The 23,485-nt window shown below is 46.5% G+C and carries 22 protein-coding genes and 2 CRISPR repeat arrays (1 of these 24 running past the window's edge); of the genes, 19 read left to right on the top strand and 3 right to left on the bottom strand.

The genetic code is table 11. The features are described 5' to 3' along the window. Positions 1 to 291: direct repeats of the CRISPR family, unit length 29 nt; unit sequence GGGATCACCCCCGCATACACGGGGAATAG; it begins 166 nt to the left of the window's first position. 550 nt (positions 292 to 841) lie between these two features. From cas3 to cas6e, 6 genes are read left to right on the top strand one after another with little or no spacing between them, the layout of a single operon-like run. Continuing rightward, positions 842 to 3,589 carry a CRISPR-associated helicase Cas3' gene (gene cas3 / locus V7R88_RS05735; protein WP_152706986.1) on the top strand — a complete coding sequence of 916 codons (2,748 nt, stop codon included), beginning with the start codon at positions 842 to 844 and terminating at the stop codon, positions 3,587 to 3,589. Next, on the top strand, positions 3,586 to 5,325 hold the full coding sequence (locus V7R88_RS05740) for a type I-E CRISPR-associated protein Cse1/CasA (protein WP_338816557.1): 1,740 nt from the start codon (positions 3,586 to 3,588) through the stop codon (positions 5,323 to 5,325). The genes cas3 and V7R88_RS05740 overlap by 4 nt, the downstream gene beginning before the upstream one ends. Before the next feature lie 13 nt (positions 5,326 to 5,338). Next, positions 5,339 to 5,944, top strand: coding sequence for a type I-E CRISPR-associated protein Cse2/CasB (gene casB / locus V7R88_RS05745; RefSeq protein WP_152706984.1), 606 nt, complete (start codon positions 5,339 to 5,341; stop codon positions 5,942 to 5,944). Between the two features lie 2 nt (positions 5,945 to 5,946). Beyond that, positions 5,947 to 7,023 (top strand): type I-E CRISPR-associated protein Cas7/Cse4/CasC, encoded by a 1,077-nt coding sequence (gene cas7e / locus V7R88_RS05750; protein WP_162985472.1) that lies wholly within the window; start codon positions 5,947 to 5,949, stop codon positions 7,021 to 7,023. Further along, a complete protein-coding gene (gene cas5e, locus V7R88_RS05755) occupies positions 7,004 to 7,711 on the top strand; it encodes a type I-E CRISPR-associated protein Cas5/CasD (protein WP_160246162.1) in 708 nt (235 codons plus the stop codon). Before cas7e ends, cas5e begins: the two co-directional genes overlap by 20 nt. A gap of 13 nt (positions 7,712 to 7,724) precedes the next feature. Beyond that, entirely contained in the window at positions 7,725 to 8,396 is a 672-nt protein-coding gene (cas6e, locus tag V7R88_RS05760) for a type I-E CRISPR-associated protein Cas6/Cse3/CasE (protein WP_152706982.1), read from the top strand. A 197-nt stretch (positions 8,397 to 8,593) separates the two neighbouring features. After that, positions 8,594 to 8,990: direct repeats of the CRISPR family, unit length 28 nt; unit sequence GTGTTCCCCATGTATGCGGGGGTGATCC. 76 nt (positions 8,991 to 9,066) lie between these two features. Here the strand turns inward: cas6e and V7R88_RS05765 are convergent. Then, positions 9,067 to 10,380, bottom strand: a complete 1,314-nt coding sequence (locus V7R88_RS05765) for a glycosyltransferase family 2 protein (RefSeq protein ID WP_152706981.1) — start codon at positions 10,378 to 10,380, stop codon at positions 9,067 to 9,069. Positions 10,381 to 10,383: 3 nt separating this feature from the next. Continuing rightward, positions 10,384 to 10,866, bottom strand: coding sequence for a hypothetical protein (locus tag V7R88_RS05770; protein ID WP_057717620.1), 483 nt, complete (start codon positions 10,864 to 10,866; stop codon positions 10,384 to 10,386). Between the two features lie 688 nt (positions 10,867 to 11,554). Between V7R88_RS05770 and V7R88_RS05775 the strand changes: the two genes are divergently transcribed. From V7R88_RS05775 to V7R88_RS05825, 11 genes are all read left to right on the top strand, one after another. Beyond that, positions 11,555 to 12,085: a YqeG family HAD IIIA-type phosphatase gene (locus V7R88_RS05775; protein WP_063724767.1), complete on the top strand. Its 531-nt coding sequence runs from the start codon at positions 11,555 to 11,557 to the stop codon at positions 12,083 to 12,085. Continuing rightward, complete coding sequence (gene yqeH / locus V7R88_RS05780; protein ID WP_063724768.1) at positions 12,082 to 13,218, top strand: ribosome biogenesis GTPase YqeH; 1,137 nt, start codon at positions 12,082 to 12,084, stop codon at positions 13,216 to 13,218. The genes V7R88_RS05775 and yqeH overlap by 4 nt, the downstream gene beginning before the upstream one ends. Before the next feature lie 70 nt (positions 13,219 to 13,288). Then, a complete protein-coding gene (gene yhbY / locus V7R88_RS05785) occupies positions 13,289 to 13,603 on the top strand; it encodes a ribosome assembly RNA-binding protein YhbY (protein WP_003640289.1) in 315 nt (104 codons plus the stop codon). A gap of 12 nt (positions 13,604 to 13,615) precedes the next feature. Further along, a complete protein-coding gene (locus tag V7R88_RS05790; RefSeq protein ID WP_003640290.1) occupies positions 13,616 to 14,251 on the top strand; it encodes a nicotinate-nucleotide adenylyltransferase in 636 nt (211 codons plus the stop codon). Then, the gene (yqeK, locus tag V7R88_RS05795) at positions 14,235 to 14,852 is read left to right on the top strand and encodes a bis(5'-nucleosyl)-tetraphosphatase (symmetrical) YqeK (protein ID WP_060598910.1); all 618 of its coding nucleotides are present in this window, start codon (positions 14,235 to 14,237) and stop codon (positions 14,850 to 14,852) included. Before V7R88_RS05790 ends, yqeK begins: the two co-directional genes overlap by 17 nt. 17 nt (positions 14,853 to 14,869) lie before the next feature. After that, the gene (gene rsfS / locus V7R88_RS05800; protein WP_003645187.1) at positions 14,870 to 15,226 is read left to right on the top strand and encodes a ribosome silencing factor; all 357 of its coding nucleotides are present in this window, start codon (positions 14,870 to 14,872) and stop codon (positions 15,224 to 15,226) included. Next, on the top strand, positions 15,223 to 15,957 hold the full coding sequence (locus tag V7R88_RS05805) for a class I SAM-dependent DNA methyltransferase (protein ID WP_063731850.1): 735 nt from the start codon (positions 15,223 to 15,225) through the stop codon (positions 15,955 to 15,957). Before rsfS ends, V7R88_RS05805 begins: the two co-directional genes overlap by 4 nt. Before the next feature lie 13 nt (positions 15,958 to 15,970). Continuing rightward, on the top strand, positions 15,971 to 17,122 hold the full coding sequence (locus V7R88_RS05810; protein WP_060598912.1) for a nucleotidyltransferase: 1,152 nt from the start codon (positions 15,971 to 15,973) through the stop codon (positions 17,120 to 17,122). 124 nt (positions 17,123 to 17,246) lie between these two features. Continuing rightward, positions 17,247 to 17,801 (top strand): YceD family protein, encoded by a 555-nt coding sequence (locus V7R88_RS05815; protein ID WP_003640295.1) that lies wholly within the window; start codon positions 17,247 to 17,249, stop codon positions 17,799 to 17,801. Positions 17,802 to 17,860: 59 nt separating this feature from the next. Further along, positions 17,861 to 18,040, top strand: a complete 180-nt coding sequence (gene rpmF, locus V7R88_RS05820) for a 50S ribosomal protein L32 (RefSeq protein WP_003638547.1) — start codon at positions 17,861 to 17,863, stop codon at positions 18,038 to 18,040. A gap of 284 nt (positions 18,041 to 18,324) precedes the next feature. After that, positions 18,325 to 18,909 (top strand): PepSY domain-containing protein, encoded by a 585-nt coding sequence (locus V7R88_RS05825; RefSeq protein ID WP_060598913.1) that lies wholly within the window; start codon positions 18,325 to 18,327, stop codon positions 18,907 to 18,909. A 135-nt stretch (positions 18,910 to 19,044) separates the two neighbouring features. On the opposite strand, the gene V7R88_RS05830 is transcribed toward V7R88_RS05825, so the two are convergent. Further along, entirely contained in the window at positions 19,045 to 20,007 is a 963-nt protein-coding gene (locus V7R88_RS05830; protein WP_060598914.1) for a cation diffusion facilitator family transporter, read from the bottom strand. A 394-nt stretch (positions 20,008 to 20,401) separates the two neighbouring features. On the opposite strand from V7R88_RS05830, the gene gndA reads away from it, so the two are divergent. Together gndA and V7R88_RS05840 are read left to right on the top strand one after the other, a co-directional pair. Continuing rightward, complete coding sequence (gndA, locus tag V7R88_RS05835; RefSeq protein ID WP_003645183.1) at positions 20,402 to 21,838, top strand: NADP-dependent phosphogluconate dehydrogenase; 1,437 nt, start codon at positions 20,402 to 20,404, stop codon at positions 21,836 to 21,838. Positions 21,839 to 22,006: 168 nt separating this feature from the next. Then, positions 22,007 to 23,356: a replication-associated recombination protein A gene (locus V7R88_RS05840; RefSeq protein WP_060598915.1), complete on the top strand. Its 1,350-nt coding sequence runs from the start codon at positions 22,007 to 22,009 to the stop codon at positions 23,354 to 23,356. The last annotated feature ends 129 nt before the right edge of the window (positions 23,357 to 23,485 follow it).

Consider the following 23,485-nt stretch of genomic DNA (forward strand, 5'->3'; position numbering starts at 1 on the left):
TTACTGGCTCGATTGTCCGGGATCACCCCCGCATACACGGGGAATAGATTTAAGAATGATTATGAGGGCGGTCGCTGGTAGGATCACCCCCGCATACACGGGGAATAGGGCATAATGACCGCCTACATTGATTTCAAAATAGGATCACCCCCGCATACACGGGGAATAGCCAAGTCCCAATGGGCTTTCGATGTTGATGTTGGGATCACCCCCGCATACACGGGGAATAGCAGCTAGCGAATTGGTTGGATAATGGCGGTTGGGGATCACCCCCGCATACACGGGGAATAGACTAAACAAAGCCTATTATAGCAGTAATATCAAATTAGTACTTGAGAGATTTAAGTCAACTTGCTTAATGAACACTATTAATATGACGAAACAAGCAAGGCGGCCTTCAATGTATAGAATTTGTACTTGTTGTGAGTATTGATTGAGATTATTAGGTTGCATAAATTATGTGATACAAAATGCTAAGAGATAAATTTATGATTAATAACTATGCGGTGGGCCCAAGTACTAGGCTTGCAGCAGGCATATCTCATCCGTAGCGCAGATTATTTATTGTTTCAACGATTCTTGCTCACATAAATAATTGAGACAAAGATAGCGACGTTTTATCAAGCCGAAGCTGAACCTCTAGAATTTAAATGTTAGTATAAGATATAGTTAATTTTTGAATTGTTTTACAGGCCGCAGAAACTTAAGATAAGTAAATATCCAATGAAAGTAATTTTAGTGAACTGAGATTAGACGGTACAATTATTATTTTTCGTATATAACTACCAGTACTTATCGTCTAAAAGTGCTAATAATACTAATGTGAGGGGGCAGAAGATTAATGACAGAATTTTCACGGTTAGCACAGAGTCTATGGGCTAAGAAACGCTCAGATGATGGTCAGCGGCTTTGGCTGCCGCTGATTGTGCATCTAAAGGATTGTGAAAACACTATTAATTGGTTATTCAACCACTGGCTGAGTGAGGGACAGCGGCAACAATTATCGGAGGTAACCTCGGAGGAAGATATACAGAGATTAGTGAAGTTTTTAGGCTTCACTCACGATATTGGAAAGGCCACCCCGGCATTTCAGACTAAGCCTGCTTATAATGGCGATCATCAATTAGATCAATTATTGATTGAACAGCTGATGCAAAATGGATTTCGAGATTTAGCTAGTTTAAACTTGTCTTCCGCACGTGAATCACCTCACGCAATTGCCGGTGAAGCAATTCTAGAATCGTTTGGTGTGAACCCAACAGTGGGAGCAATTATTGGTGGGCATCATGGCAAAACTGCAAGCGCTTCACCGAAACGGCAGATTAAAGACTATACGGCCAATTACTATCAGAATGATAACCAACCTGATCTTCAAATGGCATGGCAACAAGTTCAACGTGAACTAGTGGCATATGGGTTACATACCGCCGGCTATCAGACTACTGCCGACATTCCTACTTTGAATCAGCCTGAAGCCGTAATTTTAACTGGATTGTTAATTATGGCAGATTGGCTGGCTTCAAGCGAGTACTTAAATGAAAATCCGGACAAACCACTATTCCCATTAGTGACAACAATGCAATCGGCGACAGATATTAATTTGCAGGCCCGTTTTCGAGATGCAATCACAACTTGGCAGTCAGATGATGAATGGGTGCCGGCACCGCTTGATCGCAACCGGGACCCATATCAGGTGCGTTTTGGTTTTCATGCGCGACCAGTTCAAGCAGCCATTACGAACGCACTTGAGGCGACCACTGATCCTGGAATGGCAATTGTTGAGGCACCAATGGGACTAGGCAAGACTGAGATTGCGTTAATTGCAGTTGAACAGCTTGCAAGAATGACCGGTCGTGACGGTGTGTATATGGGGCTGCCTACCCAGGCAACCACTAACGCGATGTTTGCACGTGTGAACGACTGGCTGGAGCGTGTTGCAGATGAACAGTCCGCCCGACTCTCAATTAAATTAATGCATGGCAAGGCGCAGTTTAATCAGATGTATAAGCGTCTACCGAATGCTAGCAATGTTAATTCAACAGATGAACATGATGGTGCCGTAACTGTCAATAGTTGGTTTGGCGGGAAAAAGTCGATTTTAACCAAATTTACAGTGGGAACAATCGATAATTTGCTGCTCATGGGATTGAAACAGAAGCATCTTTTTTTGCGCCACCTTGGATTCTCTGGAAAAGTTGTTGTGATTGATGAAGTACACGCCTATGATGCCTACATGAATAAGTATCTGCTCAGAGCAATCGAATGGTTAGGCGCATATCACGTGCCCGTTGTAGTTTTATCAGCAACTTTACCCAAAATAAAACGAAATCAGCTATTAAAAGCGTATATAAAGGGGAAGTATGGTCGTCGCTATCATCAAATATTGAAAGTCGCCCCAACTGGCTGGGAAGACACACAGGCGTATCCGTTGTTGAGCATGTTGGACGGTCCGGACATCAAACAACTGACTAATTTTGAAGGTCAAAGTGATCAAGCCGCACTTACACTTGAAGTGCAGCGTAACAATCAGGATGATCAGGAATTGATTATGAGGTTGTTGAAGCAATTGCGTGAGGGTGGCATTGCTGGAATCATTGTCAATACTGTTAAGCGAGCGCAGGACTTAGCGGCACTGATTCCCGCAGATGTGCCGTTAATGGTGTTACATTCGGCCTTTTTAGCACCGGATCGTGCTCAGCAGGAAATGAAATTACAAGCGGCGATTGGAAAACACGGCGAGCGGCCTGCTAAATTAGTCGTGATTGGCACACAGGTGTTGGAACAGTCCTTAGATATTGATTTTGATGTCCTGTATACGGACATCGCCCCGATGGACCTAATCTTACAGCGGGCTGGTCGTTTGCATCGACATCAAATGATTAAACGGCCACGTCGGTTTCAACGACCACAGTTGAACATCATGGGTATCAAGGGCTTCGGCGACTATGGTGATGGTAATGAGGCTGTCTACGGCAAGTATTTACTGATGAAGACCGATCATTTTCTCAAGAATCAGATAAAGTTGCCTGACGATATTTCCACCCTTGTTCAGCAGGTGTACGACTTGGCAACTGATATACAAGTCCCTGGGATTAAGGCTGCTGCGGAGGAATTTTCGACGAAATTAAAGGCTGAGCAACAAAAAGCTCAAGTTTTTCAAATTTGTGAGCCGCAACTAAAGCATGGTCAATCGATTCATGGGTGGCTGGATCGCGAGCATCGAGATATTGCCACTGATCAGCAGGCCAGTGCAGCTGTGCGTGATATTCAAGAAACATTGGAAGTTATCTTGATCCAGCACATGAACCACGATGATTTTCTCCTGGATGGTCGTCGATTAGACGAAGTCGCCCCTGCAGAAATTGCGCAGCAGACGCTACGCTTGCCGGTAGCAGTAACGCCTAACATTACTAAAGCAATCAATCAACTAGAAGATTTGACGCGGCCTTACCATGCGCGTTGGCAGGACGATATTTGGCTACGTGGGGTGTTGGTATTACCACTGGATCAGAAACTGACTGCTGAGTTTAGTAAGTGGCGGCTCAGCTACTCATCACAATTAGGATTGAGTTATTCGAAGGAGGAATGAAGACGGTGAGAATGCAAACTTTTAACTTGACGACGGATCCGTGGATTGTTGTGATCGATGCCCGTACGAATCAAGCGGTCACGGTGTCACTAATTGAGCTGTTTCAAAATGCGCAATATTATCGACGACTCGCTGGCGATATGCGTGCACAGGACTTAGCGATTTTACGGCTGCTATTGGCAATTCTGACGACGATCTATACGCGTTACGGTGCCGATAATCAAGCCTATGAATGGCTGACTATGAACGACATGTTCGAAGTCGAGCATGTGGATGAGGACTATGGGATTGATGAGATTCACGATGATTTAAAGCAAACTTGGGCAGACTTGTTTGCAAGTGGTCATTTTTCCACAATCGTGACGGATTATTTGCAATGTCATGCGGGGCAGTTCGATTTGTTTGGGGATCAACCATTCTATCAAGTAACAGCGTCGGCCTACGATGAATTTGTCCCTGAGGCTAAGAGTGTCGCGCGTAGTAAACGGACGGGCAAACCAACTGGCCAAGTTGCTGTACGTCAAATGAATCGACGCATCTCTGAGAGTGGGAATTCAGTAGCGTTGTTCGCTCCCAAGGTTGATGAAACTAAAAATGAGTTAACATTAGCCGAGTTAGTTCGCTGGCTGATTATGTACCAAAATTATACTGGGGTTACTGACAAGACAAAGATTAATAGTGACGAAAAATTCTCTAACGGAGCTGGCTGGCTGTATCGACTCAATCCAGTTTATGCGAGTGGGCGCTCCCTATTTGAAATTTTAATGTTGAATTTAGTCTTAGTCCCAACCGTTTCAGATGAACAGTACATCGTACAGCAACCCGTCTGGGAATATGCAACTTTCACTGCCTATTTGCAGGAACGGCAACGTCAACAAGTCCCGGATAACTTAGCAGCATTGTATACCACCTGGTCACGGTTATTGCATCTTGAGTGGGATGATCACCAACGGCCGACAATCTATAGTGCGGGTATTCCGATGTTTGATACTGAAGATGCCCTGATTGAACCGATGACTTTGTGGCGTCAAGATAAAAAGACTAGTCGGTTTCGGCCGGCAGTCAATGGAATTAAGTATATGGGTAAAGCGATGTGGCGTAATTTTGGTCAATATGTCAACGTCAATCGTAGTGACGACATTTATGAGGCGGGAATTGTTGCGTGGCTGCATTACTTGAAGACGGAGGGCTTAGTAGCGGATGACCGGCAATTGTGGTTGGCCTCTACGGCATTGATCAGTGACGGCAACATGTCGTCACAGATGCCGGCAACTGAGGTCTATGATGATATGCAAATTCAAGCAGATGTGCTGTTCGATGAGGCAACGGCGGATCATTGGCCCGTTCGGATTGAAGAGGTCATCGAATTAACACAAAGAATTGGGGATGGGTACTATCACTTTGCCGCAACGGTCGGCCAAATCCGTAATATCGACGCTAAACAATTTGCGCAACGCCATAGTGCTCAGTTCTATGCGAGCCTAAATCGACCGTTTAAGGACTGGCTGGCTAGCTTGACTGGTAATGATGATCGGGATGCTAAGATTAAAGAATGGCGGCAGACTTTGCAACAACTAACGCTACAAGCATCCAGTGTAATGATGGCGACTAGTTCATCAAGGGATGTTCGGGGCATTGTTGAACGTGATAAAAATAACGTGCCTCGACAAGTCAATATTTTTACGGCCAATGATCAATTTCGTCGACTCGTGTTTACACAACTAAGTGGAAGGTAGGTGAAAATTGCAGATGGAAAGTAAAATTCAATCGGCAACTATCAGTATTATTCGACAGTTATACAATAATGGTAATCTTAACAAGGGTGTGTTAGCTAGTGTCCGGCACGCAACGGCACTGACCAGTCCGCAAGCCCAGACACTGTGGCCGGTGATGATGGCTCATTTAGAACCAAACATGTTGAGCCAAGATGGCCAGCCCACTAAGGCGGAAGTGGCCGTTTATACCGCGATTCGATTCTATGCGATCCAGCAGCAGGGAACTGAATCCTTGGTGTATGGTCCCGCGAACCCGCATGCAGATGTAAAGGATCAAGGAATGCCGTTATTCCGAGCACTTGCAAGGCTGCGGCGTAACGAAGAGACCAGGGTTGCGCTAGACCGGCGGATGCAACCATTACTAGCAACGACTAACGTTGCTAGTATCATCAACGCACTGACACACTTAGTCAGTATGCTAAAAGCCAACGATCAATTGCAAAAAATCGACTATCCACGTTTAGCGCAAGACCTTTACTGGTTTCAGCAAGATTATGAGCATGCGAGCCAGGTTCGATTGCAATGGGGGCAGCAATATTATCGCCCGCTAACAGTGACAACTGAAGGGAAGAAAAACTAATGATGACCAATAACTTATATCTGGATATACATGTGATTCAAACGGTGCCATCTTCAAATATTAACCGGGATGATACTGGGGCACCCAAAACGGCCCTATATGGTGGTGTGACACGAGCACGAGTCTCATCTCAAAGCTGGAAACGCGCGGTACGCCAAAGCTTTAAGGATGACACGGTGACGGTGGGCTTCAGAACTAAAGCAGCGGCTCAACTCTTGAAGCAAGCGCTACAGAAGTTAACGCCTGAATTGAATGACGATGATGCGTGGAAACAAGTTAATGCTGTTTTCAAGTTAGCTAGCGTTAAGCTGGATAAGGATGAAGAGACAAGTGCGCTATTACTCGTTAGTCCTGGCCAAATTGACCAACTGGCACAGTATGTGACGGATAATGCGGATGAAGAACTTGATAAAAAGGCGATCAAAGCCGTATTGAAAGGCAATCAGTCGATTGATTTAGCATTGTTTGGCCGAATGGTCGCAGACAATCCTGAATTGAATGTTGACGCCGCTGCACAAGTCGCGCATGCTATCTCAACGCATGAAGTGGTGCCTGAATTTGATTATTTTACGGCCTTAGACGATTTGCAGCCAGAAGATAGTACTGGGGCGGCCATGTTAGGAACCTTAGAATTTAACTCAGCGACTTTGTACCGGTATGCCAATGTCAATATCAATGAGCTAATTGCTAACCTCGGCGAGACCGCCGCCATTGATGGTATTCGTGAATTTGTGAAAGCCTTTGTCTTATCAATGCCAACTGGCAAACAAAATACGTTTGCAAATAAAACGTTACCTAATTATGTGATGGTGACCTTGCGACCTGATACGCCAGTCAATTTAGTTTCTGGTTTTGAAGATCCAGTAGCTTCTAAGACGGGTTACGTCAAGCAATCGGTGCAACAATTGGCGACTGCCTATCAAGCAGCGTTGTCATTTGTTGAGCAGCCGATACTGAATGTTGATCTAGGCGCCGACGAGTCACAGGTTGCGACGCCTGCTGATAGCTTGACAGGCTTACTAGAACAACTCGTCGCGAAATTAACAGAGGTGGTCAAGGATGAAGACGGTAACGATTAAACTGACAGCCCCATTACAATCATACGGTAATGAAGCAAACTTTGATCGGCGGACCAGTTATGATTATCCTTCTAAGAGCGCTATTATCGGTATGGTGGCAGCCGCACTCGGTTATTCAAGACGCGACCCACGAATTAAGACGTTGAACCAGCTGGCCTATGCTGTTCGAATCGATCAACCTGCCAAGCCGCTCACTGATTTTCAAATTGTTGAATGGAAGCGGAATCGACGGAAGCTAACTTATCGTGATTATTTGCAAGATGCCGTGTTTATGGTTGCGCTTGGTAGTGAAGATGGTGGCTTTATTGATCAGATCGACTGGGCCATCCGACATCCCCATTTCCAACTTGCATTAGGTCGACGCGCGAACGTTCCCGCTGGTCCGATGATGACGGCAATCCGTTCGGGGCGTAATCCAGTACAAGTGCTGCAAGCCGCGAGTTGGCAAGCCTCCCAGTTCTACATGCGGCAAATCCGGCACCACACCTTCGTGGCAGAACTCATCGCTGACGCTGTGTTGTTGCCTGACTATCCTAGTTCGATGGTGAAGGATGCGGTTGTATCGTTCGACCAGCGGCATCGGCAATATGGATTCCGCGCGGTAGCAGTTGATCGCGTGTCACTCGAAAATCCGTATTTCGCAACCAAGGATGCCGATACTGAACACGATATTATGAACTATCTTTAGAAGGGAGCCGCTGATGTATTTATCAAGAGTTGAAATTGATACCAATAATCGCCGTAAGATAAAGGATCTCAGCCATTTGGGCGCCTATCACAATTGGGTGGAACAAAGCTTTCCGGATGAGATTAATAGTGGTCAACGGCAGCGTCATCTTTGGCGCATCGATCGTTTAAACGGCAAAAGCTATCTATTGTTGTTGAGTGCCACGCGGCCAGCACCAAAAGAATTCGAACGGTACGGCGTTGCGGGTACAGCGGTCACCAAATCTTATGATGCCTGGTTGGATCAGCTCAAAGTCGGTATGGTGATGCGTTTCCGGCTTACTGCTAATCCCACCCATTCAATTGTTGATCCCAATCATCCCAAGGGGCGAGTAGTGCCGCACGTGACAATTGAACAACAAAAGCAATGGCTGGCAGACCGAGCAATCCGGGCTGGCTTTGAGTTGGTTGATCATCGTGAGACAACATCTGACAAGATTCACGAATTCGCATTTGACGTGGTGAGTCATGATTGGCCCATGCTTCACCGAGCTAAAGGGCACGGCGTTCGCTTAAGTCGTGTGACATTTGAAGGACTCCTATGTGTCAAAGACCTACCAACCTTCAAGCAAACCTTGACGAGAGGAATCGGCCGTGAAAAGGCATTTGGTATGGGGCTGATGACGGTCATTCCTGAAGTACAGTGATTGACTTACATCGGTGTTTACTGGATTGGTGAGCCTGGAACCAATGCTGACGAACCAGGGATGCGCTAGTTTTTATCGAGCGTATTAGTCAGGGGTTAGTTTTACAGTTCGTCCGTGCTTGCTATCCTCGAAGTCAAGTTAACTTATTTTTAGTGTTTGGTATTTTCAGAAAGGCTTGGCGGCGGGATTTGTCAAGTGTGTTCCCCATGTATGCGGGGGTGATCCTGACTGACATTGCGAAGTTGAGTGATCGCGATGGGTGTTCCCCATGTATGCGGGGGTGATCCTGAGCCTACTGCTGCTAAAGATGCAGTCGCTGCGTGTTCCCCATGTATGCGGGGGTGATCCTCATCATGGGAAGTTTTATTTGGGGAAATATTAGTGTTCCCCATGTATGCGGGGGTGATCCACGTGAATTTTGCCATTACATTTCATCCTCTCCAGTGTTCCCCATGTATGCGGGGGTGATCCTACGCTTAAAACTCAAGTTTTCAAGTATGTTTAGGTGTTCCCCATGTATGCGGGGGTGATCCCGACTGTTCCAGCCTTGCCCGTGAAGCTAAGCGGTGTTCCCCGTGTATGCGGGGGTGTGATCCTTGGCTTGAATGCAGCAGTGACCCGCACAACAAAAGAGCGAGCCTTCGATTGAAGGCTCGCTTTGTGTTCTCAATTATTCAGTGTGGTGTTTCCGAACTGGACTGACCCAGGTGCCGCTGCCGTAACCCAGGATGGTTTTAACGGCTGGGATTAGCGTTGTGACCAGGGCGAGGGCGTTAACCTGCCAATAGATCAGCATATAGAGTGGCATGAAAATCAGATATTTGAACTTGCGGCCACGGTCGTCAACGATCAATGCGGACAATAGCTGCAAGACACCGGCGAACATCTCGAAGGTCACGAAGATGAAGGCCATGCAGAACATATGATAGACGCGCTCGTAATTGCCGGTAAAGAAGAAAGTGACGAGCGAAATCAGGAAGATCAGTGTTGAGACGAAGAAGAATAGGGACCAGATGATGCTCAGTGTTTGATCAGTGATAAAAGCCCATTGTTTCAAATACTTGCCTGGATGAGTGGCAACCCGTTTAAAGTTGGTCAACAGCACTTCGGTACCACCTTTGGCCCAACGTTTGCGTTGATGATAAAGGGCGTCTAGATTCTCGGGGACGTTCATATAGAATAGAATGTCTGGCGAGAAAACGGTCGTCCAACCATTCAACTGGTGATCCCAAGCAATACTGATATCTTCGGTCGCGCGATCTTGCCGGAATAAGCCAACGTCAATCAGAGCATCACGCCGGTACATTGTATTGGCACCACTATAGGCATACATGTTACCTAAAGCACTGACTTGGCTCCGCTTGATAACACCAACGATACTTGAAAATTCTACGGTTTGCGACTTGGCGATGATCGTGCTTCGGTTCTGGACATCCATGTTGGCCGTGACCGCTGCCGTATTGGCGTGTTCTTCGCCCATGAAATAACTCATGTATTTCCACAGCGCATCGGGTTCTGGAATGGAATCAGCGTCATTACTTAAAATAAATTCACCACGAGCAAAGCCAACACCGACGTTGAACGCGTGGGCCTTACCCTGATTTTTCTTGATTGTTACCACGCGTAGGTTGTCGTACACGCTCTGGAGACGTTCTAAAATAGCCGGAGTCTCATCAGTCGAACCATCATCTGTGACCAGCACTTCATATTTTTCATAATTTAAATTATTCATTAAGTAGTTGATCGTGTGTTCAATCATGACTTCCTCGTTATGTGCTGGAATCATGATTGTGATAAAGGGTTGTGCTTCAGGTGTTAGTTGTTTAAATTCAATATCGTCTTTGTGACGATGACGATAAATCAGCTGGTAGCAGAGTACACCGATAAACCAGGCAAATGCACCGAGAATCGGGTAGGAGACTAATAATAACAGCACAAAGTTCCAGATACTTTCGAAGGGCTTAAGTGTTTGCATTATTTCCATGGGCTAGTCCTCATACAATCTGTGGATTTCATTAACATCGAGATTTTGTTCGGGGTCAACCGTGTAGTGCTTGACGTGTTGCCGGAAAGTGGCCTGCCCGAATCGCTGGGTGTAAAAGTTGTTTAATTGACGCTTTCGAATATCTAACTGGTCCTCGTCATATTGCCGTTCTTTACTGATGTGTTGTTTGACCCGGTGATTATTGTGAATCGTGGAGACAATGACCACAATGGCGATTAAGATGAACGCAATAATGAAGAACCGGTCAAAAAAGTAGAACAGCGTCTTACCTTCTTCGTATTTCCAGGCGTGAATGAACTGGGGATTATTGGCAAGTAACGTTGACGAAATAGTCCAATAGACAGGTACGGCCACGCAGATCCAAGTAATAATTGCGACTAGGGTTTGCCAAAGTTTCGTCCACCAGTGCCCCTTGGAAAAATATTTATCGGTAACGTATTGTTTCATAACATCTTTTTTCTCCATAAACGAACCTCCGAGATGACATATTGTTTAGTGATCATGCGGATCATATAGTTTATATCATTACTGATATTGTCAGTTTATCGACATAGAACAACACCAGGGTGCCTAACGTTAACTGCGATGAACAGTTTTAGAACGATCTGAACGTTTAACCATGCCAATAAGCTTACATGAGGATTGCATTGATGTGCAATCAATATACATATCGGTATCATGATATAAGTAAAAGCAACGTATCTTTAATCAATATACACTTAATGGGATACTTTGTTAATCTAATTTGACAAAATGGTCAGTGCGCCAATTGTCAGATTGTGGTTTAGCCATTGCAAATAAACTGGCGAGAAAAGGGCAACCGGCAAAACATCGCTGAATTTACTGGCGACTTTTAGTGCTATTTTCAATGTCTTACTCGGGCCCCAACCTATCAAATAAATGCGGGTGCGATCAACTTAGTCAAATTTGATCCAGGTGGTGTCATCAAGTTACGACAACTTGGAAGGATTTTCGTTGCTTATTTTCAAAAAACAAATTATTATATATTGATGACTAAAATTTAGCACAATTGCCTAGTAAAATCCGGCTCCAGACCTGATTTAGTCCGGTATTTCACCAATAGTATGATAAAATGGGCTAGTGGGGTTATGCCAATAACCAAAAAATCCAGCGAGAAGCGAAGGGGATAACGATGATTAAGCAATTTAAACCAACTTGGATGATACCAGCAATCTACAATGTAACACCGGCGCAGTTACGGGCGCAGGGCATTAAGGCGGTATTCACCGACCTTGATAACACATTGATCGCATGGAACAATCCGGATGGCACCCCGGAACTGAAAAAGTGGTTGCACGCGTTACAGGACGCGGGCATTCCGTTAGTGGTGGTGTCGAACAATTCTGAAGCGCGAATTGCTAAGGCGCTACAAAGCCTGGAACTGCCATTTGTTTCGCGGTCACTGAAGCCCCTCCCGCTGGGGATTAGTAAGGCACGGCATGACCTGGGCTTACACAAAAATGAAGTGGTCATGGTTGGCGATCAGTATATCACCGACATGTGGGCGGCCCATCTTGCGGGCGTACCCAGTATCTTAGTCCAGCCAATCGTGAAGACAGATGCGTGGAATACCCGGATCAACCGTTTCTTTGAGCGGTTTATCAAATTACGATTAGCACATGTTTATCCAGAAATGCATTTTCAGGAGGACCTTAATAAGTGAGTGAAACATCAGAAGAAACTTTATACTGTATTGGATGTGGTGCGGCGATTCAAACGACCGATCCTAAGGCGGCCGGCTACACACCGAACAGCGCGTTACAAAAATCATTAGCTAGTGACGCCCAGGATTTATACTGTCAACGTTGTTTTCGGCTTCGGCACTATAACGAAATCGTGCCGGTTGGCTTAACGGATGATGATTTTCGTCATTTGTTAGCCACGATTCGCGATGCGAACGCCCTGGTTGTGTACGTTGTCGATATTTTTGATTTGAATGGAAGTATCATTCCTGGTCTCCAGCGCTTTGTTGGGGATAATCCCGTTCTGTTAGTCGGTAATAAGGAAGACGTGTTGCCACGTCAACTACGCCGGACGAAATTGCGGGAATGGATGAACCAACAAGTTCGCGCACAGGGCATCAAGCCAGTCGACGTTGCGCTAACAAGTGCCAAGAAGGGGCATTCCATTGATGAACTCTTAGCGATGATTGAAAAGTATCGTCGTGGCCGCGATGTTTATGTCGTAGGGGTCACCAACGTTGGTAAGTCAACGTTGATCAATCGAATTATTGCCAACAATACTGGTTTGAAGGACTTAATCACGACATCTCGGTTCCCAGGGACCACGTTAGACAAGATTGAAATTCCGTTGGATGATGGTCATATGATGGTTGATACACCCGGAATTATTCATCCTGAACAGATGGCCCACGTGTTATCAGGCGATGACCTGAAGTTAGTCTCACCACAACGCGAGATTCGCCCAAAGGGTTTCCAATTAGGTAACGGTCAAACTTTGTTCTTAGGTGGGGTGGCACGGTTAGATATAGTTGATACGTTAAAAGCCACTGGGACGGTCTACGTTGATAATAACTTGACCTTGCACCGAACCCGGACTGAGAATGCGGACAACTTTTATACCAAGCATGTGGGTGAACTGATCACCCCCCCAACTGGCGATGCGGTCGCTGACTTCCCACTACTGGTTCGTCACGAATTCAAAGTGACGGAAATCAGTGATATTGTCTTTGAAGGTCTCGGATGGGTCACGGTGGCTGCAGATACGCGTGTAGCGGCCTGGGCACCAAAGGGTGTTGCAGTCTTGACGCGCCCAGCTATGATCAACAAGCGTTGATGAGTTGTGGTCGGAGTAGAATCTGATGCGCGATTGTCAAACAGAAAATTATAGGAGTAAATCAAACTTAATGGAAAACTTACGTGGAAAACAAAAACACTATTTACGTGGTGAAGCCCACCACATGCGGCCACTATTTGCTGTCGGGAAAAACGGCTTGACTGACGAATGGTTGACCCAATTAACGGGTGCGCTGGATAAGCGGGAATTGATTAAAGTTAACATTTTACAAAACGCGGATGTGACAACGGCTGAAGTTAAAGCCGCAATTGAACAGAAAACCGCGATTACGGTCGTTCAAACAATTGGCCGGGTGCTAGTCTTATACTTGCCAGCTAGTCATGAAGAAGACCAGCACTATTCATTGGAAGTTGCTAAGTTATAGGAGGAATGACGGGTGCAGACGGTTAATCAAACAGCGACAAAAGTTCTGACGGAAACGGTGACGGCAATTCCGCATCGCCGTGTTGGTATTTTAGGTGGCACGTTTAACCCACCGCATTTGGGACATTTGATCATGGCCCAGCAAGTTGGTGATCAACTAGGTTTGGATGAAGTCCGCTTTATGCCGGACGCTCAACCACCGCATGTCGACGAAAAGAAGACGATTGCGGTGGAGGATCGCGCAAATATGGTCCAAGAAGCCATTGTTGATAATCCACTGTTTCGGTTGGAGACGGCGGAAATCGAGCGGGGCGGCAAAAGCTATACTTACGAAACGATGAAGTTTTTGAAGGCTAAGCATCCGGACACCCAGTACTATTTCATCATTGGCGGCGACATGGTCGATTATCTGCATACTTGGTATCATATTGACGAGCTAGTTAAATTAGTCACCTTTGTTGGTATCAAACGAACCGGGTATCCAACGACGAGTCAATATCCGGTCATTTGGGTCGACGCACCGTTGATCGATATTAGTTCTACCCAGATTCGTCAAAAAATCAGCCATGGACATTCGGTCCGTTATCTGGTTCCAGAAGCCGTGGCCGCTTATATTAAGGAGCATCATTTGTATGAGCAAAACGATTGAATATACTGAAGGAATTGTCCCATATCGTCACGAGGAGCTAATGGCAAAAGTTGCCGCCCAGTTGACTGACAAACGCTATCAACACTGTTTACGGGTCGAGGATACGGCGCGGCAGTTAGCTGCCGACAACGGTGTTGATATCGAGTTAGCTGGAATTGCGGGGTTGTTACACGACTACGCCAAGCAACGTGATGATCAAACCTTTATTCAGCTCATCAAGACGCGTGGCATGGATCCCGACCTGGTCTCATATGGAAATGGGGTCTGGCACGGCTATGTCGGCGCTGAGCTGATCAAGGATGAATTGCACATCTACAATGAACCGATTTTGAATGCGGTGCGGTTACACACGGTCGGAGCGCCTTATATGACTAAGTTGGACCAAATCATCTTCATGGCTGATTTTATTGAACCCGCCCGGGACTTCCCCGGTGTTGAAGCGGCCCGTGAAGCGACGGCCAAGTCGCTGGCTGACGGTGTTCGTTTCCAAATTCAACATACACTAGATTATCTGATTCAGAAGGGCGCGCCAGTCTACCCACAAACGTTAGCGACTTATAACGCGTGGGTCGGCGGGGTAGACCCTCAATTTGCCAATTAAATTTAAGGGAGAGTTTTATGGATAGCAAAGAACTTTTACAATTAACTGTTGAGGCCGCTGACGATAAGCGTGCCGATGATATCGTAGCTTTAGACGTAGCGGAAGTCAGTTTGATGGCAGACTATTTTGTCATTTTATCTGCGGATTCCAAGCGCCAAGTTCAAGCAATCGCTGATAACATCGTAGACTTTGTCCGCAAGGCTGGTTCAGACGTCAAGAGCGTCGAAGGTCGGACTGCGGGCGAATGGGTCTTGATCGATGCCGGTGACGTCATCGTGCACGTTTTCCAAAAGGATGCGCGGGCACACTATAATTTGGAAAAATTATGGTCTGATGCGCCTATCGTGGACGTTGCACAATGGGTAAACGCATGATTTATCAGACGTTTGCCGAACTTTATGACGAACTTTTTGATCCAGCCATGTACCAGCAATGGCTGGATTTTGTCCGTCGTGAGTATCCTAACCAAGATGGTCAGTTGCTCGAATTGGCTTGTGGGACGGGCCGCTTAGGGGTGTTGTTAGCCCAGGCCGGCTATCAGGTCACCGGCTTAGATCTGTCGGAGAATATGTTAGCACTGGCACAGCGTCATGCGGGCGAGGCAGCCGTGACCTTACCGCTATTACAAGGGGACATGCTCGATTTATCTGAGATTGGGACCTTTGATGCGGTTACCTGTTTTGCTGATTCGTTCTGCTATTTGCCCGATATTACCACGGTCCAACACGCATTTGAACAAGTGGCTCAACATTTGACAGCGGATGGCGAATTTTTATTCGACGTCATTACCCCTTATCAAACGGATGAGGTCTATCCAGGGTACATGTATAATTACCGCGATGAGGACCGGGCTTTTATGTGGACGAGCTACGCTGGTGAACAGCCGCACAGTGCTGAGCATGATCTAACCTTCTTTATCTATAATGATGAGAAGCAGGCCTTTGACGAAGTCAGTGAATTACATCAAGAACAAACTTACGTGCTGGCTGATTATCAACAAGCGTTGCAGGCAGCTGGTTTCAACCATGTTACAGTCAGCGCAGACTTTGGCCGCCAACAACCGGACGATCAGACAACGCGGTGGTTCTTCAAGTGCCGTAAGTAACAGGAGGAAAAGGATGCAAGCAGTCGGGTTAATAACTGAATACAATCCGTTGCATAATGGGCATCGCTACCACTTGCAACAAGCGCAACAGCTGACTAATGCCGACTGTGTCGTGGTGGTGATGAGCGGTAATTGGCTACAACGCGGGGAGCCGGCCATCTTAGACAAGTGGACACGTGCAAAGCTGGCTTTGGAAAACGGGGCGGATCTAGTAATCGAATTGCCCGTATTTTTTGCGACCCAACCAGCCCATTTATTTGCCCGGGGCGGTATTGAGTTGCTCAGTGCACTGGACTGCACGAGTGTTGTTTTTGGTGCGGAACATCCTGAGTTAGACTTTCAGCGGTTGACCACGGCAATTGCGGCGCAACAGGGCGACTTTACGCATTATAATGCGACTTTTGCCACCCAGTTTAACGCGGCCCTGCAAGCTGCCACGGGCGTGACGTTGACGGCGGCCAATGACATGCTGAGCTTCTGTTATTACGCTGCCAATCAGGCCTTGGCACATCCGATGCAGTTATTGCCGATCAAACGCCGCCAAGCGGATCACGCGACGACGACAATTGCGGCCAATAGTCGCTATGCCAGTGGGACAGCGGTTCGCCAAGCGGCGCTGGCGCAGGATTGGGCGGCGCTGAAACCAGTCGTCCCAGCTGATACCTTCACGGCGTTGACCACGCAACGGCTGCAGCGCTGGCGCGATTTTTGGCCGTTCTTGCAGTATCAATTGCTGACCGTCGACGTTGCCCGTAGTGGGCAGTATGATCAGATGGCGGAGGGCTTGGAATACCGGATGCAGGCAATGGCCCAACACGCCACGACTTTTGATGACTTTATTCATCAGGTCAAGTCAAAACGCTACACGTATACGCGATTGCAGCGGGTGGCGACGGCCGCACTCTTGCAGCTCAACCAGATAGAAATCCAGAATGCACAGGCACATAACTACCTGCGCGTCTTGGGCTTTACACCTAAGGGGCAGGCTTATTTGCATCAAGTGAAGAAACAGCTCCCGTTACCGCTGTATACGAAAATCAATCAAGACTTACGCCAGCATGCCCTGAATCTCGATTATCGGGCGGGGCGCGTCTATCAATTAATTAATGGGCAGTCGCAAGATTTGTACCGGCGGCCGTGGCGGTTGCCGGCAACAATTGGTTGACCGTAGCGCACTTTCCTGATATGGTTAGGTCTAATGACGGGCATTTTGGACTGTCAAGGAAAAAACATTGACAAAGGATTTTTACACAGGTATAATTTATCACGTTGCATTAGGAGGTTTTTAAATGAAATGGTCACTTTCACAGCTTAAAACATACCGTGAAACGCCACTTCAGTTTGATGAAGCATTGGATTTAAAACACTCCTTGATGAGCCGTTATCCTGAAATTATCGACGTTAAGTCAGTTCACGCAACTGGGTTAGCAAGTTATGATAAGGATAATGTGTTAATCACGGCGAAGATTGACGCAATGTTAACATTGCCGTCTAGTCGCTCGCTGACGCCAGTGGATGTCCCATTGGCTTTTCAAATGACGGAATATTATGTTCCTCAGGGAACGGATCTGAGTCGTTTTGACGAAGAAACTGATACGGTAATTATTTTACCTGAAGATGATATTTTAGATTTTGATGTCGCTGTGGAGGATAATATTTTAATTCACATCCCCATGCAGATTCTTTCTGAAGCTGAACAAGACGGCGCCCCAATGCCAACTGGTAAGGGTTGGGAAGTTCTCTCCGAGGACGACCAAGCGTTGCAAGCTGCAGAACTTAAAACTGTTGATCCGCGTTTAGCTAAGTTAAAAAACCTGTTCCCTGATCAGGAAGACAAGGATTAAGTTAGCTAGGCGTATCAAAACACACATTATGTGAATTCACTTGAAGGAGGTGTAGGTTGATGGCTGTACCAGCAAGAAGAACATCTAAGATGCGTAAACGCAACCGTCGTGGTCATATTAAATTGGCTACACCAAATTTGGCACCATGCCCAAATTGTGGCGAATTACGTGTATCACACCGTGTTTGCCCAAGTTGTGGATACTACAACGGCAAGCAAGTCGTAAAAGTAAACAACTAATTGTTAGTTGGTGAAAAGTTGCATTGCGGCCATGGCGCATGGAACTTTTCGTTACCATAATACGATCTCAAAGCCCGCTTAGGCGGGCTTTTTTGTTGTCTTCAATTAAGTTTGGCGGACCAGCATTTCTCAAAATAAGGCATGATTCAGGCGCCAGTGCGGTCAAACTAGAGACTTTGCATATTGATTGCGAGGGGGCGTCCCCGTTCCGTATACTATGACTATTAATATGGGCGCAGCCCCATGACGATTGTTACTGACGCAGCGACAAGGGGGTTATGGAGATGATGAATAAACGATATGGTATCGGGTTGGCGCTGTTAAGCGTGGCCCTGTTAGCTGGATGTGGGACCCGACAGTCGTCCCAGGGCAAGACGACCAGTCAATCGACCAGCACGCAAAGTAGTTCGACTAAAAGTGTGACGGCCACAACAAAAGTGTCCTTAACCGCAGCCATCAAAAAGTTTCAACAGCAATTTCCGAACGCCAGCGTGACGAGTATTGAGTTGGAGGACCAACTCGGCCGTCCAGTTTATACGCTGGAAGGCGTTGGTGGCACCCAGGAGCATGAATTACAGCTCAATGGGCGAACCGGGAAGGTCATCAGTAAGAAGTCCGAAATGCTGGATCAAGATGACCAAGCTGACGCTGAGCGTGACCGGCTGAATCTGAACAAGGTAATCAGTCCTAGCAAAGCGGTGGCGATTGCCGTCCATGATCGCAATGGCGGCTATGCCAGCGAGCTTAAGCTCGATAAGGATAACGACACGACTTATTGGGAAGTCCAGGTACATCAAGGAAAGCAACAAGTCGATGTTAAGATTGATGCTTACGAAGGCAGCATTTTGGAAACTGAACACGACGATTAGTGTGGAGTGGTTGCTGGTGAAAAGGGGCGGTGTCCTCACTTTATCAGCAGCTAGTCTTGAAATGGCCAGCAGCCATTCCTCTTTTAATCAGCGAGTCGGTCAAACACAGGGGTTGAGTATAAAACGCCGATTTGATCAATAGTTAGTCGTAATCATCACGTCCGTTTCCATCACACCGAATTCTTGCCACATGATTTGATTGATGGTTTCGATCAGACGTGTGATTTCAATCGCCGTCATCTGAGGTGGCACACCGATCGTGGCTCGCAGCATGATGAGATTACTATCATAATGAGCCTTGAGAAAAATGACTTTGCGGACACTCGTTAAATCAGCAATTCGGCGTTGATAGCGATCTTCAAGGTAAGGGTCGAAATAGTCAACTAGGTTCAGACTACTTTCTCGAAAAATTTTGGTACCAGTATTGAGGATGTATAGCCCTAAGCCGATACTGATCAGGTTATCGAACCACTGAAGGTGGAGTTTGACCGTGACGAGGATCGTAAGCACGGTAGTCAGACTGGTCAACGCATCCGTGAAGGTATCACGGCTCGCTGCGATCAGGGCTGCATTGTTAAGTTTGCGACTCCAGTAATGATTAAACGCCCATAGGACCAGTAACACGACGAAGGAAAACCCGGCGGCCCAGCCGGCGATGCTGCTGAGGCTTTTGAAGAGGGTACGGGTGGCGAATGTCATTACGCCTTTGATAATAATGTCGATTCCAATGGCAGCCATGATGGTGCCGGCTAGTAAATTAAAAATCGTCTCAAAACGAAAGCGGGATTGCTGGATTCGGGGTCCTAATTGCTGCTGCTCCGCGGGTGCGATGGGTGCGCCAAATAAATCGTCATCGTGCGTGCGACTGGCGATGAATAGACCAGTCATGAGTAGCCCGGTCGAAAAAATTCCAGATAAATTATTAACGGCATCCGCACGCAGGGCCTGTGAGTGGCCCCAGCGTGCCCCTAGAAGCTCGATAATAAATAGGCCCAAATAAACGGCCACGTTGCCCCAGAGATGGTGACGGGCCGTTTTAAGCGAAATGACAACGGGCTGTTCAATTTGATGCCAATCTGGCAGTCGTTGGATCGACATGATTAGGGGCCTCCTTACACATCTTGAATTGGACTGCTGGTCAGGATTAGTGGTGCTAGGGTGTCTCTCTGGTAAAAGTGGCCACCAGCGGGCATGTACGAATAAAAAAAGTGCGGAACGTCAGAATAACAATGAGGACACTAGCCTAAACACCACGAACCGATCTATGAAGGTTATCCGTTTATTTTACTGTAAGCCTAGCACGGTGTTTTTAACTTTGTCAGTTGGTGCTGTTTGAAAGGTAAGTAACCTTTTTGGATGGTCCTATGAAAATTAATTTCTTTCCAAGATAAATTATATGAAATTAATTTTAAAATCTGCGGTCATTTACTTTATTAACAGCGTGTTTTTTGGTACGATAGTTGCGTATTAAAAATTGGGAGGCAATAAACTAATGAGTAATGAAAAACCACAAATTGGTGTCATTGGGATGGCCGTCATGGGTAAGAACCTGGCGTTGAACATCGAAAGCCGCGGCTACAAGGTTGCGATTTTTAATCGGACTGGTGCCAAAACTGAAAAGGTCGTTAAGGACCATGCTGACAAGCAATTAGTACCAAGTTATAAGATCGAAGACTTCGTGGCTTCACTTGAAACGCCACGACGGATTATCATGATGGTTAAGGCTGGTAAGCCAACCGATGCCGTTATCGATGAATTATTACCACTATTAGATAAAGGCGATGTCTTGATTGATGGTGGGAACACCAACTTTAATGACACGATGGCGCGTAACGCCCGCTTAGATAAATCCGGAATCAACTTTATTGGTATGGGTGTTTCCGGTGGTGAATTAGGTGCCTTACAAGGCCCTTCATTGATGCCTGGTGGTCAAAAGGAAGCTTATGATTTAGTTGCCCCAATCTTGGAAAAGATTTCTGCTAAAGCGCCTCAAGACGGTGCACCATGTGTGACTTACATCGGCCCGAACGGTGCTGGTCACTACGTTAAGATGGTCCACAACGGGATTGAATACGGTGATGAAGAGTTAATCGATGAATCATACAATATCATGCGCAACGTCGCAGGCTTGTCCGTTGATGAAATGTCCGATATTTTCACGGACTGGAACAAGGGCGAATTGAGCAGTTACTTGATCGAAATCACCGCTGACATTTTGTCACGTAAGGATGATTTAGGTGCGGATAAGACTAAGCCAATCGTTGACATGATCTTAGACCGTGGGAACAACAAAGGAACTGGTAAGTGGAGTTCCGAAGATGCCTTGAACGTTCAAGTGCCACAATCCGTTATTACGGAAGCGGTCTATGCGCGTTACATCTCAATGATGAAGAACGAACGGGTTGCCGCTTCTAAGAAATTAGCTGGCCCAACCGCTGACGTTGACTTGCCAGCCAAGGAAGAATTGGTTGAGAAGATTCGTCAAGCCCTCTACTTCAGCAAGATTATGAGTTATGCGCAAGGCTTCGAACAACTTCGGTTCGCTTCTGAACATTATGGTTGGGACTTGAAGTTCGGTGAACTTGCCCAAATCTGGCGTGCAGGCTGCATCATCCGGGCCCAATTCTTACAAAACATCACGGATGCTTTTGATAAGAAGCCTGATTTAAATAACTTATTGATGGACGACTACTTTGCTGACATTGCTGCTAAGTATCAACAATCAACACGTGAAGTGCTTAGCTTAGCAATCCAAGCCGGTGTACCAGTACCATCATTTAGTGCGGCATTGTCATACTACGACTCATATCGAGCCGAAGTATTGCCTGCTAACTTGTTGCAAGCGCAACGGGACTACTTTGGTGCGCATACGTATGAACGGACTGACCGTGAAGGGTTATACCATTACAGTTGGTACGAAGAACAATAAAATCATTTTGAATGAACTAAACTGTGGCTAATGACGTTACGCGTGATTAGGCGCAGTTTTTTTGTGCTGTGGGTGGCTGTGCGGTAATGATCGTTGGTTTGAGTGGATTAGAACGTACGTTTGCGTTAAAATTGAGAGTAATGAATAAACGCGAAAGTGGGGGTCGCCATGCGACAAGAATCATTATTTAACCCGGATAAATCTAGTAGTAGTCCGTTGGCTTACCGGGTCCGGCCAGTGACGCTGGCGGATTTCAAGGGCCAAGAGCATCTACTTGGCCCGGGTAAACTATTACGACAATTAATCGCAGAAGATCAGTTACCATCCTTGATTTTTTGGGGGCCACCGGGAGTCGGTAAGACCACGCTGGCCGAAATTATTGCGCAACAGACCCAGTCGCACTTTATTACGTTTAGCGCGGTGACGAGTGGCATTAAAGAAATTCGGCAAATCATGGATGAAGCGGAGGCTAATCGAGATTTTGGTGAAAAGACCATTGTTTTTATTGATGAAATTCACCGGTTTAATAAGGCCCAACAAGATGCCTTTTTACCGTATGTTGAGCGCGGCAGTATCACGTTAATTGGTGCGACGACGGAAAATCCCTCATTTGAAATTAACGCGGCGCTATTGTCACGGTGTAAAGTGTTAGTCTTGAAGGCATTGACGCCTGAAGCGTTAGAAGCTGTCTTGCAGGGTGCGTTACAGAATCCGAAGGGGTTTCCAGATTTAGAGATTACGATGCAACCGGATACGCTACGGTTGATTGCCGAGTTTGCCAATGGTGATGCCCGCATGGCGCTCAATACGTTGGAAATGGCTGTTTTGAACGGTGACCGTGATGGCAAGCACGTTACGATTACCACGGCCGGTTTATCGCAACTGATCAATACTAAGTCATTGCGTTATGATAAGCATGGCGAGGAGCATTATAATATTATTTCTGCATTACATAAATCGATGCGTAACAGTGATGTTGACGCGGCGATATACTGGTTGATGCGGATGCTCGCTGGTGGTGAAGATCCGTTGTACATTGCGCGGCGTTTGATTCGGTTTGCGAGTGAAGATATTGGGCTCGCTGACCGGCAGGCATTACCGCTAACGGTAGCGGTCTTTCAAGCGTGCCAGTTGATCGGTATGCCGGAGTGTGACGTGAATTTGACTGAAGCAGTGACTTACTTAGCCTTAGCTCCGAAGTCGAATGCGTTATATGCCGCTAAATCGGCAGCCCAAGCAGATATCAAAGCGACTGGAAATTTGCCAGTACCGTTACAGATTCGCAACGCACCGACAAAATTAATGAAAGATTTAGGTTATGGTTCTGATTACCAATATGCCCATGATACAGCGGCCAAATTAACCACGATGACGACGATGCCACCTGAGTTAAAACAGCACCGGTACTATGAGCCGACTAGCCAGGGACAGGAGAAAGCCTGGCAACAGCGTCTAGCTGCTATTCGCCAGTGGCACCAGCAACATCCGCAAACCGAACCGTCAGATGATGAGACATAAAGATTGCAATTTAATGAGAATTCACTAAAATTAGATTTGGGTGAGGAGCAGACCCTGGTTGGGGTGTAGGAAATTCAGCGTTTTCATGTTAAAATAACATGTTGTACTAGCTTAATGCAGGTTAGTGGT

It is taken from the genome of Lactiplantibacillus argentoratensis (assembly GCF_037290055.1).
Taxonomy (GTDB): domain Bacteria; phylum Bacillota; class Bacilli; order Lactobacillales; family Lactobacillaceae; genus Lactiplantibacillus; species Lactiplantibacillus plantarum.

Bases quoted from the DNA above. Each gene is read 5' to 3' on its own strand.
- cas3 (WP_152706986.1), top strand. From the start codon at position 842: ATGACAGAATTTTCACGGTTAGCACAGAGTCTATGGGCTAAGAAACGC.
- V7R88_RS05740 (WP_338816557.1), top strand. From the start codon at position 3,586: ATGAAGACGGTGAGAATGCAAACTTTTAACTTGACGACGGATCCGTGG.
- casB (WP_152706984.1), top strand. From the start codon at position 5,339: ATGGAAAGTAAAATTCAATCGGCAACTATCAGTATTATTCGACAGTTA.
- cas7e (WP_162985472.1), top strand. From the start codon at position 5,947: ATGACCAATAACTTATATCTGGATATACATGTGATTCAAACGGTGCCA.
- cas5e (WP_160246162.1), top strand. From the start codon at position 7,004: ATGAAGACGGTAACGATTAAACTGACAGCCCCATTACAATCATACGGT.
- cas6e (WP_152706982.1), top strand. From the start codon at position 7,725: ATGTATTTATCAAGAGTTGAAATTGATACCAATAATCGCCGTAAGATA.
- V7R88_RS05765 (WP_152706981.1), bottom strand. From the start codon at position 10,380: ATGGAAATAATGCAAACACTTAAGCCCTTCGAAAGTATCTGGAACTTT.
- V7R88_RS05770 (WP_057717620.1), bottom strand. From the start codon at position 10,866: ATGGAGAAAAAAGATGTTATGAAACAATACGTTACCGATAAATATTTT.
- V7R88_RS05775 (WP_063724767.1), top strand. From the start codon at position 11,555: ATGATTAAGCAATTTAAACCAACTTGGATGATACCAGCAATCTACAAT.
- yhbY (WP_003640289.1), top strand. From the start codon at position 13,289: ATGGAAAACTTACGTGGAAAACAAAAACACTATTTACGTGGTGAAGCC.
- yqeK (WP_060598910.1), top strand. From the start codon at position 14,235: ATGAGCAAAACGATTGAATATACTGAAGGAATTGTCCCATATCGTCAC.
- rsfS (WP_003645187.1), top strand. From the start codon at position 14,870: ATGGATAGCAAAGAACTTTTACAATTAACTGTTGAGGCCGCTGACGAT.
- V7R88_RS05805 (WP_063731850.1), top strand. From the start codon at position 15,223: ATGATTTATCAGACGTTTGCCGAACTTTATGACGAACTTTTTGATCCA.
- V7R88_RS05810 (WP_060598912.1), top strand. From the start codon at position 15,971: ATGCAAGCAGTCGGGTTAATAACTGAATACAATCCGTTGCATAATGGG.
- V7R88_RS05815 (WP_003640295.1), top strand. From the start codon at position 17,247: ATGAAATGGTCACTTTCACAGCTTAAAACATACCGTGAAACGCCACTT.
- rpmF (WP_003638547.1), top strand. From the start codon at position 17,861: ATGGCTGTACCAGCAAGAAGAACATCTAAGATGCGTAAACGCAACCGT.
- V7R88_RS05825 (WP_060598913.1), top strand. From the start codon at position 18,325: ATGATGAATAAACGATATGGTATCGGGTTGGCGCTGTTAAGCGTGGCC.
- V7R88_RS05830 (WP_060598914.1), bottom strand. From the start codon at position 20,007: ATGTCGATCCAACGACTGCCAGATTGGCATCAAATTGAACAGCCCGTT.
- gndA (WP_003645183.1), top strand. From the start codon at position 20,402: ATGAGTAATGAAAAACCACAAATTGGTGTCATTGGGATGGCCGTCATG.
- V7R88_RS05840 (WP_060598915.1), top strand. From the start codon at position 22,007: ATGCGACAAGAATCATTATTTAACCCGGATAAATCTAGTAGTAGTCCG.